The sequence below is a fragment of the Pseudarthrobacter raffinosi genome (assembly GCF_023913735.1).
Lineage (GTDB): Bacteria > Actinomycetota > Actinomycetes > Actinomycetales > Micrococcaceae > Arthrobacter > Arthrobacter raffinosi.
Window position 1 is genome coordinate 69,919 of record NZ_JAMXBH010000017.1, and the last position, 13,263, is coordinate 83,181.

16 protein-coding genes are annotated in these 13,263 nt (G+C 64.2%); 9 read left to right on the plus strand and 7 right to left on the minus strand.

Translation table 11 applies throughout. The annotated features are described in order from the left end of the window. The first annotated feature begins 68 nt into the window (after positions 1–68). Entirely contained in the window at positions 69–764 is a 696-nt protein-coding gene (locus NG698_RS15870; RefSeq protein WP_252610923.1) for a GAF and ANTAR domain-containing protein, read from the plus strand. 9 nt (positions 765–773) lie between these two features. Next, the gene (locus tag NG698_RS15875; RefSeq protein WP_252601747.1) at positions 774–1,484 is read left to right on the plus strand and encodes a GAF and ANTAR domain-containing protein; all 711 of its coding nucleotides are present in this window, start codon (positions 774–776) and stop codon (positions 1,482–1,484) included. Between the two features lie 9 nt (positions 1,485–1,493). Here NG698_RS15875 and NG698_RS15880 read toward each other — a convergent pair whose 3' ends face one another. Then, on the minus strand, positions 1,494–1,775 hold the full coding sequence (locus NG698_RS15880) for a hypothetical protein (RefSeq protein WP_252610925.1): 282 nt from the start codon (positions 1,773–1,775) through the stop codon (positions 1,494–1,496). Positions 1,776–1,902: 127 nt separating this feature from the next. Between NG698_RS15880 and NG698_RS15885 the strand changes: the two genes are divergently transcribed. Beyond that, the gene (locus NG698_RS15885; protein ID WP_252601742.1) at positions 1,903–2,535 is read left to right on the plus strand and encodes a TetR/AcrR family transcriptional regulator; all 633 of its coding nucleotides are present in this window, start codon (positions 1,903–1,905) and stop codon (positions 2,533–2,535) included. A gap of 119 nt (positions 2,536–2,654) precedes the next feature. On the opposite strand, the gene NG698_RS15890 is transcribed toward NG698_RS15885, so the two are convergent. Continuing rightward, positions 2,655–3,557 carry a serine hydrolase gene (locus tag NG698_RS15890; RefSeq protein WP_252610927.1) on the minus strand — a complete coding sequence of 301 codons (903 nt, stop codon included), beginning with the start codon at positions 3,555–3,557 and terminating at the stop codon, positions 2,655–2,657. A 231-nt stretch (positions 3,558–3,788) separates the two neighbouring features. On the opposite strand from NG698_RS15890, the gene NG698_RS15895 reads away from it, so the two are divergent. After that, positions 3,789–5,255: a DHA2 family efflux MFS transporter permease subunit gene (locus tag NG698_RS15895; RefSeq protein WP_252601736.1), complete on the plus strand. Its 1,467-nt coding sequence runs from the start codon at positions 3,789–3,791 to the stop codon at positions 5,253–5,255. 89 nt (positions 5,256–5,344) lie between these two features. Here NG698_RS15895 and NG698_RS15900 read toward each other — a convergent pair whose 3' ends face one another. From NG698_RS15900 to NG698_RS15910, 3 genes are read right to left on the minus strand one after another with little or no spacing between them, the layout of a single operon-like run. After that, positions 5,345–6,175 (minus strand): alpha/beta fold hydrolase, encoded by an 831-nt coding sequence (locus NG698_RS15900; protein ID WP_252610929.1) that lies wholly within the window; start codon positions 6,173–6,175, stop codon positions 5,345–5,347. Between the two features lie 34 nt (positions 6,176–6,209). Next, entirely contained in the window at positions 6,210–7,073 is an 864-nt protein-coding gene (locus NG698_RS15905; protein WP_256471135.1) for an alpha/beta fold hydrolase, read from the minus strand. 38 nt (positions 7,074–7,111) lie between these two features. Then, positions 7,112–7,996 (minus strand): alpha/beta fold hydrolase, encoded by an 885-nt coding sequence (locus NG698_RS15910; protein WP_252610931.1) that lies wholly within the window; start codon positions 7,994–7,996, stop codon positions 7,112–7,114. A 67-nt stretch (positions 7,997–8,063) separates the two neighbouring features. Here NG698_RS15910 and lysS point away from each other — a divergent pair, with 67 nt between their 5' ends. The 4 genes from lysS to NG698_RS15930 all read left to right on the plus strand — a co-directional run bounded on the left by lysS (position 8,064) and on the right by NG698_RS15930 (position 10,992). Beyond that, positions 8,064–9,596, plus strand: coding sequence for a lysine--tRNA ligase (gene lysS / locus NG698_RS15915; RefSeq protein ID WP_252610933.1), 1,533 nt, complete (start codon positions 8,064–8,066; stop codon positions 9,594–9,596). 2 nt (positions 9,597–9,598) lie between these two features. Next, positions 9,599–9,778: a hypothetical protein gene (locus tag NG698_RS15920; RefSeq protein WP_141139155.1), complete on the plus strand. Its 180-nt coding sequence runs from the start codon at positions 9,599–9,601 to the stop codon at positions 9,776–9,778. A gap of 145 nt (positions 9,779–9,923) precedes the next feature. Further along, the gene (locus tag NG698_RS15925) at positions 9,924–10,253 is read left to right on the plus strand and encodes a histone-like nucleoid-structuring protein Lsr2 (protein ID WP_104060154.1); all 330 of its coding nucleotides are present in this window, start codon (positions 9,924–9,926) and stop codon (positions 10,251–10,253) included. A gap of 358 nt (positions 10,254–10,611) precedes the next feature. Next, positions 10,612–10,992, plus strand: coding sequence for a hypothetical protein (locus NG698_RS15930; protein ID WP_252610934.1), 381 nt, complete (start codon positions 10,612–10,614; stop codon positions 10,990–10,992). On the opposite strand, the gene NG698_RS15935 is transcribed toward NG698_RS15930, so the two are convergent. Next, positions 10,975–12,297, minus strand: a complete 1,323-nt coding sequence (locus NG698_RS15935; RefSeq protein ID WP_445260441.1) for an ISL3 family transposase — start codon at positions 12,295–12,297, stop codon at positions 10,975–10,977. The two genes, NG698_RS15930 and NG698_RS15935, sit on opposite strands and share 18 nt — an antisense overlap. 60 nt (positions 12,298–12,357) lie before the next feature. Here NG698_RS15935 and NG698_RS15940 point away from each other — a divergent pair, with 60 nt between their 5' ends. Continuing rightward, positions 12,358–12,756 carry a PxKF domain-containing protein gene (locus NG698_RS15940; protein WP_308293044.1) on the plus strand — a complete coding sequence of 133 codons (399 nt, stop codon included), beginning with the start codon at positions 12,358–12,360 and terminating at the stop codon, positions 12,754–12,756. A gap of 15 nt (positions 12,757–12,771) precedes the next feature. Here NG698_RS15940 and NG698_RS15945 read toward each other — a convergent pair whose 3' ends face one another. Next, positions 12,772–13,251: an anthrone oxygenase family protein gene (locus tag NG698_RS15945; RefSeq protein ID WP_252610940.1), complete on the minus strand. Its 480-nt coding sequence runs from the start codon at positions 13,249–13,251 to the stop codon at positions 12,772–12,774. Positions 13,252–13,263 lie beyond the last annotated feature (12 nt).

Consider the following 13,263-nt stretch of genomic DNA (forward strand, 5'->3'; position numbering starts at 1 on the left):
CCGCCGTTCCGGTTCAGCCTGCCGCCGGATCTTTCACTGCGGGATGATTCAGGGATCAGAGGCTCACCATGGACATTGCACCCGATATGGTTGCCGGTGACCAGAACGTGTGTGCTCCATATCTGGAGAAGCTGCCCATAACGGGTGCCGCGGTGTCCCTCTTCGGCGGCTCTGCCGCGGAGACCCTGGTCTCCGCCAGCGACGAACTCGCCGCCCGCCTGGACGAACTGCAGTTCAACCTCGGCGAAGGCCCGCGGTGGCGGGCCCACAAGACCCGCTTGCCCGTGCTGATCCCCGACGCACAGTCCACAGCCGACGACGAATGGCCCATGTTCCGGCAGGCGATCGCCGGGACGGACGCAGCCGCGCTGTTCGTTTTTCCACTCACAGTAGGCGCGATGGACCTCGGTGTTGTTGAGCTGTATCACGCCGTTCGTGGAAACCTGAACCGGTCGGACCAGTCGATGGCGGCCGTACTTGCCGGGCAGACTTCCTGGTACCTCCTGCGCAAGATCCTGAGCCTCAGCTCAACGGATACGGATCCAGCCCTGGAGCCGGCGCTTATGTCGCGCCGCGAGATCCACCAGGCCACCGGGATGGTACTGGCGCAGTCTGGTGCTACGGCAGCGGAATCCTTGCTTTTGTTGCGTGCCTACGCTTTTGCCAATGACCTCACGTTGGGGGAGACGGCCGCCGCTGTGCTCGAAAGAAGGCTCAGCTTCGACACCGACAAGGGTGGGGCCAGCGGATCTGCCCTGCAGTAAAATAGGGCCATGGTAACCAGTACCCGCGCCGAGCGCGCCAGTGCGGCGTTCGTCAAGCTCACTGACACGCTGGTGGCCGACTACGACGTCGTGGATCTTCTGCATATCCTGGTGGAGGAATCCGTGGGTCTCCTTGACGTCGCAGCCGCGGGTCTGTTGCTTGCCGATCCCAGCGGAGAACTGCAGGTTGTCGCATCCACCAGCGAGCAGAGCCAACTCGTCGAGGTGCTCCAGCTTCAAGCCGGAGCCGGTCCCTGCGTTGAGTGCTACGTGACAGGGTCGGCAGTCTCAGTGGACGACATTGCCGGGCTTACCAAGTGGCTGGGTTTTCGCCAAGCCGCGCTGTCGCAGGGCTTCCGCTCCGTGCATGCTGTGCCCATGCGCGTTCACGGCAGGATTATCGGGGCCATGGGTCTGTTCGGGGCCCGGGAGGGTTTCCTGACTGCAGAGGATGCCGCGATCGGCCAGGCCCTTGCCGACGTCGCCACTATCAGCCTTATGCAGGAACGCACCATCAGGGAAGCGGTACTGGTCAACGAGCAGCTGCAGCTGGCATTGAACACCCGGGTGCTGATTGAGCAGGCCAAGGGCGTCATTGCCCATACCGCCGGGGTGGACATGGACGCGGCATTCAACCTGCTGCGGAACCATGCCCGCGCCAACAGCCAGAGCCTGCACATGACCGCCGGGCGCATTGTGGACCGCAGCCTCACGTTGTAAGGCAGGCTGTTACTGCGTTGATTCACCCTGCAGGTCGCGGTTGAGCATCAGCTGTTCAAGGAGTGCACGTTCGGGCTTGCCCGGGTTCTGGGCGACGCAGCGGCGCAACCTGGCCCGGGCCAGCTCCTCGCCGGGAGCCGTTCCACGGAGCACTTCATCAATGATTTCCTGCGCCTGCCACCGCAAGGATTCCCGCGCGAAGTGCCGGACCTCGGCGGACGCATCGGTGCTTTCTATCCAGGGGTCAGTGTCGCCACACGGGATAAAATCGAACGTTCGCTCTGCTGACATCGGGGCCTCCTTGCGCCAGGCCGACGGGCTTTAGAGGGTCCCGCCGGCGTCATCGCACTGCGTCTGGGAAAAACACTACAGCGAGTAAGACCGGTCTGTCTGCGCCTTGGAGTAAACTATTCGTACGATGATTTCCGATGCAGACCACACTGCAGAACCCGCGCTGTCTCCTGCGGAGTTAGCCGCCGAGGCGCCATTTCTTCCTGCCGATTCCCGGGGCCGGATCCTTGCAGTAGCCTACGAACTGTTTTCCCGCCGCGGTGTGCGGGACGTGGGGGTTAACGAACTGATCGAACGTTCCGGCGTGGCAAAGGCAACTTTTTACCGGCACTTCCCGTCCAAGGATGCACTGGTCTTGGCGTTCCTGGAGCAGCGGGACCAGGTATGGACAGTTGATGCCATCGTTGGCCAGGCCAAACTGCGCGGCACTACCCCCACTGAACAGCTCCTTGCCATCTTCGACGTCTTCGGCGACTGGTTCCTGCGCGACGACTTCGAGGCCTGCTCCTTCATCAACATCCTGCTGGAAATGGGCCCGGCCCATCCGCTGGGCCAGGCCAGCATTGACTACCTGGCCAGGATCAGGGGCCATGTGCAGGCCCTCGCGGAGCAGGCCGGGCTGGACCGCCCCGAGGATTTCGCCCGGTCGTGGCACATCCTGATGAAGGGGTCCATCGTCTCAGCCACCGAAGGGGACACCCAAGCGGCCAAGCGGGCCCAGCAGATGGCCAGCTGGCTGATTGAGCACCACCGCAGCTGACCACCCGGCCTCACAGTCACTTAAGCCCCGGCGCGAGCGGACACTTAAGCCACCTGCCCACGAATGCTCCGTTCCCTCAATGCCGAGCGCCGGATTGCACGGAGTCAACAGCACCTTGCCTATCCCGCCGGAAAGAGCGTCCCGACGACTGCCCGCGTCAGATCGTGGATCATTTCGGTCCGTTCGGCCTCGTCGGTGCTATCGGCGCCTTCGGTGAAGATCACCGGCGCATACGTTGTCCCGCCATGTTCCAAAAGGGCTGCGTCATGGAGGTTTCCTCCAAGCTGGCCGTATTTGTGATAGACGGTAATGCCGGGCCCCGAGGCGGCGGGGATTAGTTCCTCGTTGTTGGTTTCCTGCATGTACCCCAGCAACTGTGCGGTATTGATGGGGTTAAGCAGCCGTCCGGCGTACAGCTTCGTCAGGACCTGGGCCACTTCCCCGGGAGTCAGCCGGTTGTCTTCGGGATCGTAGGCTATGCCAATCGAGGCGGCATACTGGATCAGCCGCTGGTAGCCGAGCCTGTCCATCAACAGAAGCCAGGAATCATTGTTGCTGCTGTTGATCATGGACTTGAGCTGGAACGCGGCAGTGAAGTTCCCCAGCGTCTCATCGAGGCGCACTTCACCGGCCTCTACAAGCTTGAGATAGGCCGCTGCGGTGATGAGCTTGGCAGTGCTGGCCGCAGGATAGGCCGCCGTGTCGCCAAAAGTGCGGACCGGTCCGCCCGCTGTATCCGCGACGGCCACGCCAACGCGGAAGCCGGAGACCCTGCTGATAATCCTCGCGATGCTCCCGTCCTCGGCGCCTGCACCAACCGCGGCCATGGCGCCAACCGGCCCGGTCCCGGCGAAGGGGGCATTCACGGTTCCGGTGACGCCCTCAGAGCGGACCACGGCCGAAGTGACGGCAGCCAGCAAAACCATCAAAGCGGCAGCCACCGAAAGAACCAGGGACAACGGGCTTCGGCCAGCGCCGTGGTAGTGGCGGCCTGCCGGATATGCGGAGGAGTACGCGTCCAACTGGGGCTCCTGCCTGACCGCTTGCGCGGTCGAACATCACTAGAGGCCCCAGCCCCGACTCATAACTAAGTGCGCTGATTAAACCACACCGGCCAGCCAAAACGACCGCTCAGAAAAAGCCCGTGCCGAAGAAAATCCTGTTCGCCGGAATTACTCCGGCCGGTAGAGTGTTTGAACCTGCAGCGACGATGCTCGCGAGCCACTTCATTCTTACTCCCTGGGGGAACACCCATGTCTATAGAAGTCTCTTCGAACGCCTCCGGGCGGCCCGGGCCGGTTGCGGCGCCGAAGTCCTCCGTGCCGGAGAAGATGTCCCGCGAATCGGTGACCATCATCGCCACCTTGCTCGTGGCGACCTTTGTGGTGATCCTGAACGAGACCATCATGAATGTTGCCCTGCAGCGGCTGATGGTTGACCTTGGCGTGGACGCGCCCACCGTTCAGTGGCTCTCCACCGGCTTTATGCTCACCATGGCCGTGGTCATCCCCACCACCGGGTTCATCCTCCAAAGCCTGTCCACGCGGGCCGTCTTTATGCTGGCCATGGGACTTTTCGCCGGCGGCACCGCCCTGGCCGCAGTGGCTCCAGGTTTTGAGATCCTGCTCCTGGCCCGCATCGTCCAGGCCGGCGGCACGGCCATCATGCTTCCGTTGCTGATGACCACCATCCTTACCCTCGTCCCACTGGCCAAGCGCGGCGCTGTGATGGGCAACGTCAGTATCGCCATCTCCGTGGCACCGGCCATGGGGCCGACAGTCTCCGGGCTGATCCTGGAGCACTTCACCTGGCGCTTTATGTTCGTCTTTGTCCTGCCGGTCGCCTTGGCCGCGCTGGCCATCGGCGCCAAGTACCTGACGAACGTGGGCGAAACCGAGAAGACCAAGCTCGACTTCCTCTCCGTACTTCTGACGGTTCCTGCCTTCGGTGGCCTGGTGTACGGTCTCAGCCAGATCGGCGGCGGCCAAAGCGGTCCGAGCGCCGTGGCCATCGCCGCGCTGGTCATCGGAGTCGCCAGCCTGACGGTCTTTGTGCTCCGCCAGCTCCGGCTGCAGAAGGCCGAAGCCCCGCTGCTGGACCTCCGCGCCTTCAACTTCAGGATGTTCACGGTCTCCGTGCTGCTGATGGTGGTGGCCATGATGGCGCTCTTCGGCGGCGTGATCCTGCTGCCGCTCTACCTGCAGGAAATCCGCGGCCTGGGTTCGCTGGAGACCGGGCTCGCGCTGCTTCCGGGCGGGCTGGCGATGGGCCTGCTGGGCCCGTTCATCGGCCGGCTGTTCGACAAAGTGGGCCCGCTGCCGCTCACCGTCACCGGTTCCATACTCATGGTGCTGGCGCTGTGGCAATTTACAACGCTCGACGCCGGCACTCCGGTCTGGTGGATCGTCACCCTCCACGTGGGGCTGAGTTTCGGCCTGGCGCTGCTGTTCACCCCGGCATTTACCACCGGCCTGAACCCGCTGCCGCCGCATCTCTACTCGCACGGCTCGGCGATCATGAGCACCGCCCAGCAGGTAGCCGGCGCCGCCGGCACGGCGCTGCTGGTATCCATTTTCGCCGTCGTCTCGGCCGCGTCCGGCCTCGTTGCCGGCATGAGCGCAGCGTTCCTGACGGCAACCGTCATAGCCCTCGCCGCCGTCGTACTTTCCGCGATGATGCGCAAAACAGAAGGCGCCGCCCCGGGCCACGGCGTCCACTAGCGGACACCGCCAATCCAACGCGGGGTCACATTGCGCCCTTCCGGACCGCCGGATGGGGCGATAAGTGACCCGCGTTGGAGTGATGGAGGCTAGCCGGCGAAGAAGTCGCTCAGCTCGGTGATGAGCTTGTCCGGGGCGCGGAGGACGCCGTCGTGGCCGGCCCCCTGCAGGATGGTGTAGCTGGAGCCGGTCAGGATGTCGTGGATCTGGCCGCAGGCAACACCGAAGTACGCGGGGCTCTTCTCGCCCACAATAATCAGCGTTTCCAGGGGCAGTTCCAGGAAGGGCTCGGCTGGCATGTCCGCGGCGATGATCGCTTTGATTTCCCGGACGCCGGTGCGCATCAGTTCACGCTGCTGCTTGCCTACGTGGGTGCCGGCGGTGAGCTTGTTGGCGATGGTGAGCATGGACAGCGGCATCCGTGAGAAGGCGCCGGTCTCCAGGCCCTTGGTGAGCACGGCCAGGGCGCGGTCGTCGTCCCCGGCAGCCGTGGCGCGTTCGTATTCAGTGGTCCAGTCGGCCTTCACACTGTGGTTCACGGACACAGCCGGGTCATACACGGCCAGCCGCTCCACCGGAAGGGTCCGGGCCGCGTGCAGGGCCACCGCGCCGCCGAAGCTGTGGCCAAAGACGTCCGTGCTGGACGTGTGTTTCATAACGGCGTCCAGGTCCCGGATGTCCGCGTCCAGCGTGTAATCCTCGGCCTGCGGCGACGACGAACCCCGGCCCCTGCGGTTGAACGTGTGGACCGGGCGGCCCAAGGCGGCGCTGAGCTTCTGGGCGAACTTTGTGTAGTCGGCGGCGGTCACCATGGAGGCCGGGACCACAACCACGCCGGAGCCGGCGGACGCCAGTTCAGCACCCGTGGAGTAGAGCTCCAGCGTGCCGCCGTCGGGGGTCTTGATGTTCTCGCTCGTCATGATCCGAGCCTAGCCGAGCAACCTGCGGAAAGCCTTAGCCCCTGAAGTATTCCGCGATGTCAGTGACAAGTTCCTTCACCGCGGCGGGAATGGAGCCGTGGAAGCCCTTGGGTGAGAGCTCGAACGTGCTCCCCGGGACGGCAGCATGAAGGCGCTGGGCCGTGACCTTGTAGTAGCTCGGGCTCTTGCCGCCCACCATAAAGTGCGTGTTGGCGGGCAGGACGGCGAAGTTCCTGGCATGCTCGGCTTCGTCATACGCGGCGCGCAGTTCGCCCACGCCCGTGGGCATCAGCTCCCGGAGCATCTTGTTCACCTTCGTGCGGGACACCACGGCCATCAGCCCCGCAAGGACCGGCTCGGGGATCTTTGAAAGCGCAGTGCCCGGCTGCATGCCTTTTTTCATCCGGGCCATGGCATGCCCCACCTTGCCGGCGTTCACCGCAGCCTCGAAATCGTCCAGCCAGGACATGTCGACGCTGCCGTCGATGTTGACGGCCGCGTCGTAGACCGCCAGCTTGTCCGGTTCGTGCGGGGTGCCCGCGAACTCCTGGACGGCGTTCAGGGCAACCGATCCGCCGAGGCTGTGGCCCAGGATGTTGCGGGCGCCCGTGGCATCCATGACCGTGCGGACATCGGCGATCTCCGTGGCCATGGAGTAGTCGGCCGGCTGCTCGGTGGAGTTGCCCCTGCCGCGCCGGTCATAGACATCCACGGCCCACCCGTCGCCCAGCCCGTCGGCCAATGCCATCGAGAACGGCCGGTAGATCAGGGCGGTGAGGAATGCACCGCCGATGACCACTACCCGGCGCTCTCCCGGCGCATCCTCGGTTCCGTAGCTGTACAAAGCCAGCCTGCCGCCGTCGTGCGTGGGGACTTCCTGTTCTTTCACGCTCCTCATCCTAGGCGCGCGGCAAAGCTCCCCATCGGCGAAGCGACCTACCGGCGCCTCCCCAGCTTCCGGGCCTGGCCGTCGCTGCCGCTGATGAACCGGGCAATCCGTACGGCGAGCCCCTTGCCGGGACGGATGGGCCCCTCGTGCAGCTGGCCGGGGACCACCTGGAAGGTGATGGACGGCACGGCGGCCGCCAGTTGCCGCCCCGTCTCGGCAAAATACGCCGGACTCCAGCCGCCGCTGAGCATCAGGACGGGGGTGGTGAGGGCGGTGAAATGGTCCAGTTCGGCTTCGGCGTCGAGTACGGCACGCATTTCGGTGACGGCCGTGGGCAGCAGCTGGCGCATCTCCGCGCCCAGGTTGGTCCTGGCCGAGAGGATGCTCAGCATTCGCAGCGCGCCGAGCGGGAGGTAGGACAGCGGGCCCGCCGTGGCCAGGCCCTGGACCAGGTGCGCCCAGGCGTGGTTGAGCTGGCCCGCAGTGACGGCATCCTCAAGCTCCGGCCGCCAGCGGTGGCTCAGGTTTCCGGACAGCGACACCGCGGCGTCATAGGTCACCAGCCGGCCCACGGGCAGGGTCCGGGCCGCCTGCAGCGCCACGAAGCCGCCGTAGCTGTGGGCCACCACATCCGTCGCGCCGGTCTGGCGCATGACCGCGGCAAGGTCACTGACTTCGGTCTTCACGGAATAGTCCTCCGGCTGCGGGGCTGACCCCGCCCTGCCGCGCCGATTGTAGCAGTGCACCGGCCGGCCCAGCAGGACGCTGAGATTCCGGGCAAAGGGCCGGTAGAGGGCGTCGGTGACCAAAGTGCCGTGGATGAGTACGACGCCGGGAGGTCCCGCCGTCGTCGGGTCCAGCCCCGCGGGGGTGCGGAAGGAGTGCACGTCGAGGCGCCCGCCGTCCTCCGCTTCAACTTTCCACGTCTCCACAGCCCGAGTCTATGCCTGGGCGTCCGCCGGGAGCCGGCGGCGCGAACTCCCGGTAAACTTGGGGATTGTGACTTCCCAAAACACCCCCACCCCAAAAAATGCCCCAGAGCCGCTCGACGCCAGCGAGCAGATGCGCATCCGCATGGACAAGCGTGCAAAGCTGATCGAGCGGGGCACCGAGGCATATCCGGTGGGTGTGGAACGCACGCATTCCCTCACGGAGATCCGCGAAAAGTACGCGCACCTTGAGGCTGACGACACCACGGGCGACGTTGTAGGCGTCACGGGCCGCGTGGTTTTTGTGCGCAATACCGGCAAGCTCTGCTTCGCCACGCTCCAGGAAGGCGGCGTTGACGGCAAGGGCACCCGGCTGCAGGCGATGCTCAGCCTGGCCAACGTGGGCGAGGAAGCGCTCGCTGACTGGAAGGCGCTGGTGGACCTCGGCGACCACGTGTTCATCAAGGGCGAAGTGATTTCCTCCCGCCGCGGCGAGCTGTCCGTGATGGCCGAGTCCTGGTCCATGGCCTCCAAAGCACTCCGTCCGTTGCCGGTGTTGCACGCGGAACTGAACGAGGAAACCCGCGTCCGCCAGCGCTACGTTGACCTGATGGTGCGCGACGAAGCCCGGGAAATGGTTTACACCCGCGCCGCGATTACCCGTTCCATCCGCGAGAGCCTGCACCGCCACAGCTATGTCGAGGTGGAAACCCCCATCCTGCAGCTGGTCCACGGCGGCGCCCTGGCCCGCCCGTTCGAGACGCACATGAACGCGTTCGACCAGAAGATGACCCTTCGCATTGCCACCGAGCTTTACCTCAAGCGTGCTGTCGTGGGCGGGATCGACCGCGTCTACGACATGGGCCGCGTCTTCCGCAACGAGGGTGTGGACTCCACCCACAGCCCCGAATTCACCACCCTTGAGTGCTATGAAGCCTGGGCTGACCAGTTCGTCATGGCCGAGCGCATCAAGGAGATCATCCTCGACGCCGCTGACGCCGTGGGTGTGGGCCGCACCCTCCAGACCGAAGCCGGGGAAATCAACCTCGACGGCGACTGGGCCTGGGTTTCGGTCTACCCGGGACTGTCCGACGCCGTTGGCCAGGAAGTCACACCTGATACGTCGCTTGAGGTGCTGCGCGAAATCGCCCAAAAGCACGAGGTCAAGGTGGACCCGAAGTGGGACGCCGAGAAACTGGCCGTGGAACTGTTCGGCGAAATTGTGGAGCCCACACTGCTGAACCCCACGTTTGTGTACGACTACCCGCCGTCTGCCCAGCCGCTGGCCCGCCCGCACCGGGAGGACGGCCGGCTGATCGAAGCCTGGGACCTCATCATCGGCGGCATGGAACGCGGCACGGCCTTCTCCGAGCTGATCGACCCCGTCATCCAGCGTGAGCGGCTGACCGAACAGTCGCGGCACGCTGCTGCGGGCGATGTCGAGGCCATGCAGCTGGACGAGGACTTCCTGCGGGCCCTCGAATACGGCGCGCCGCCCATGGGCGGCATCGGTCTGGGTATTGACCGGCTGGTTATGTTGTTCACCGGCGCCGGTATCCGCGAAACCATCCTTTTCCCGCTTCTGAAGCCCGAAGGCCACTAATCATGGAATATGTAGCCGTACTGCTGCCGTCGCTCGTGGTTGGCCTGCTTTTCTGGTTCGCCATGAAATCCATCTTCAATGCCGATAAGTCCGAGCGTAAGGCCGAAGCGCGGGCCAAGGCCGAAGCGGAATCGCGTTCCGCAGCGCCATTGAACGAACAGAACCCGGAAACGGACAAATAGCTCGAAAGAGCATTCTGCGGGTTCCTGTGGATTTCCACAGGAACCATCCGACGCTTTGACGCGTTGCCATAAAGAGGTTCATACTTTTAATAGGAACATCCTCATTTTCTGACAACCGAACCTTTCCAAGAGGAAGACATATTTAATGGCACAGAAAGTAAACATCATCCTCGTCGATGATCTGGATGGGGGATCTGCGGACGAGAACGTCCGTTTTGGCCTCGATGGGGTCAGCTACGAAATCGATCTGTCCTCGGCCAACGCGGCCGAGCTCCGTTCTGCCCTGGAGCGCTTTGTTGCTGCCGGGCGCAAGACCTCGGCCGGCAGAGCCACCCGCACCAAAGCGGTGGTAGGTCCCCGTACCAACGACTCCGCGCAGATCCGTCAATGGGCGCGGGATAACGGCTACACGGTTAACAGCCGCGGCCGGATTCAGGCTGAAATCCAGGAAGCCTACCAAAAGGCAAATTCCTGACCTACGCCTCTCCGACGGCGTATTAGGCCCTGTCTTCACCTTCGGGTGGGGGCAGGGTTTTTTGATGCCAATTTTGAATGCGCAAAGACAGGCTTGGGTATGCGCAAAATCCTTGCTGACTAACGGCCTCCGGGCGTACCGTTGGGCTAATCGTCGCGCAATTTCCTTGGGATGAGCCGGCGATTCGGTTTGAGCCTTCGGTCTGGGACGCCCGCTCGAATTCGCCCACTCGAATGTATACGCGGCGGGAGCCTGGAATGCTGGAATTAGCGGGTCTCGGCGATTTACGGCAGTCCTGGCGACGCTGATTCTCCTGCTGGCTGTGCCTCTCGGCGCTCCGGCATTCGCGGATGATGAAGTGCGCTTAAGCGTCGTCCTGGATTCGACGGAACTCCTGGCCAGCATCAATGCGAGTCCGGGCCCCGCAATTGCCACCGACGTCACCTTTGAGGTCTTCAACGCCATTGATGGCGGCCTTGTGCTTGCGATCCCGCAAACGGCAAGTTCGGGCGTGGCAAGCACGTCGTTCGATCTGACGAATGGAACATACAAGATCAGGACCACCGCCGCAGGATTCCTTGAAAGCTGGTACACAGCATCTTCAGGCCGCGATGACGGCGCTTTCGCGGAATTGCTTGGCTACCAGGACAGTTCGCCGTGGGCCAGCCGCGTTGGCCGTTCCGCGGGTTCCTGCAGCCGGTGGATAACGGGCCCTTCGTCCCTAAGCGTGGTTGGGTGATTTCTTCCGGTAGGGGCGGTGGCCTCCTGCTGCGAGTAGGTTTCTGATTCTGTAGTTTTCGAAGTTACGGAATCCGCGTGCAACGCGGCGGGTGGTTTCGATGACTCCGTTAGCAGCTTCGGTAGGGCCGTTCGATGCTCCGCCGGTATCGAAGTACGCCAGGATCGCCGCCTTCCACGCCCGCAGGCTGCGCCCGAGCTTGGCAATCTCCGGGATCGGGCAGCTGGGGAAGCTCGCGAGGATCTCGGTGACAAGCTCGCGTCCCTTCTCGGGCCGGGCGTGGTAGACGGCCCGGAGCTTTTGATAGGAGTGCCAGGCGATGGTCACCTCGCTGTTCGGGTCGCCGGCCTCGAGCTTCCTTTCGAGCCTGGCGACTTGCTTCTCGGTGAGGGATTCGATGCCTTGTTGCAGGGTTCTGCGGATGCCGTAGAGCGGGTCGTCCTTCCGCCCGCGGTGACCGAGAGTGTCCTGCTGGACGCGTCGGCGCACGTCGTCAACCATGCCGGTTCCAAGCTTCACTATGTGGAACGCGTCAACAACGGTGATGGCCTCGGGTAGTTCGTCGCGGATGGCGTTGGCGTAGCCGGGGTACGGGTCCAAGGTGGCGACCTTGATGCCGTTGGTGAAGCCGGGGCCTTGTTCTTTGAGCCAGTCGCCGTAGGCCTTCCCGGAACGGCCCGGAACCAGATCCAGCAGCCTTGCGTGGACGTTGCCGTCGGCGTCGCGGGTGTGGTCGATGATGCCGGTGACCATGCCGGTGCCGGGGAACCCGGTGTGTGTCCAGACGTGCTCGTCCACGCCGAGGGCGTCAATGCCAGCGAGGCGTTCGGGCTTTCCAAGCCGGCGGGTTGCTTCGGCCTCGACGCCCTTCCAGAGGGCCCGCCAGGAGACGCCGAGTTGGTGGGCGAGGGCGGAGACGGACGTGTCGTATTTCTCCAGTGCATCGACGGCCCAGCGGACGGCCCGGCTGGTCAGGATCGCCCGCTTCCCGGCCAAGGGATGTTCTTCGCTGAAGACTTTCCTGGGGCAGTGTTCGTCGGGGCAACGCCACAGCCGCTTGGCCCACGCGCGCCGGACGGGCCGCCCGAAACACGGGATGTCATGAAGACGGATCTGCCGCCGGCCGTGGCCCACAGCGACGACACCACAGACAGGGCAACCATTGATGGTTTGGTCGGTTTCGACGTGGACGATCAGGCCGGTGTCGGCCTCGGTGACGGAGGTGATATGCACGCCGGGGACACCCAGAAGGGTATCGGCACGTTCACACCACCGCCCACCGGAGCAGGAAGTAGAGTGGGACAAGTCGGGGTCTCATTTGAAATTGGAAGCTTGGTCGCTACCAATTCAAAGAGGCCCTGACGCATCTCTCCCGCCGCCACGCCGGACCCACCCCAAACCGAAAACTCAGCGGAACCAACCACGCTTAGAGACGAAGGGCCGGATAACGGCGGCACCCTGAACGCCATGAAGGCAGGCGCTGCCGTGCCCATCAAGTTCGGGGTCGGCGGGAACCGGGGGCTGGACATCCTGGCGGCGGGAGCACCGTCGTCGTCCGTTATAGCGTGCCCCGGCGGCACCGCGCCGGACGAAGTGGAGCAGACTGTCGCCGCGGGAGGCAGTTCGCTGAGCTACGCGGCCGGCTCCGATACCTACACCTACGTGTGGAAAACCCAGAAAGACTGGGCAGGGAGGTGCCGGCAATTCACACTGGGACTGAACGACGGGACAACACACACGGCGCTGTTCGACTTCCGGAAGTAGCGCGCTGTTGCAGTCTCACGGCTGACCCAACGCTGCCCAGGCAACGCTGAGCGCGACCAGTGCGGCCAGCGACAGCCAGGTGCGGTGGATGTTCCACCGGGTCCACCGGCGTTCGAACGATTTTCTGGCGGCCGCGGCATCTCCAGACGCGGCCGCCAGGTCCAGAGCGTTATTCAAGGGGATGTTCGCGGCGAAGGTGATGACCAGCGTGGCCGTGTAGCAGGCCAGGGAAACAGAGAGGGGGAGTGCGCTGGCAAGCCCGTCGGCCCACGAAAAGGCTGCCGAGCCCGCCAATGCGAGGAAGGCGCCGACGAAGCTCAGCGCGAACACCGGATTCTGGATGGCGGTATTGATCCCGGACATGGCACTGACAAATGTCGCCTCATCGGTGGCGCGCAGCCCCGGCATCACCGAGCAGGCGTAGGAGTAGTAGAGCCCGCCGATCCCGGCGAGGGCTACGGTCGCGGCGGTCATGAGCAGGGTGATGACTTCCATGACGTTTCTCCT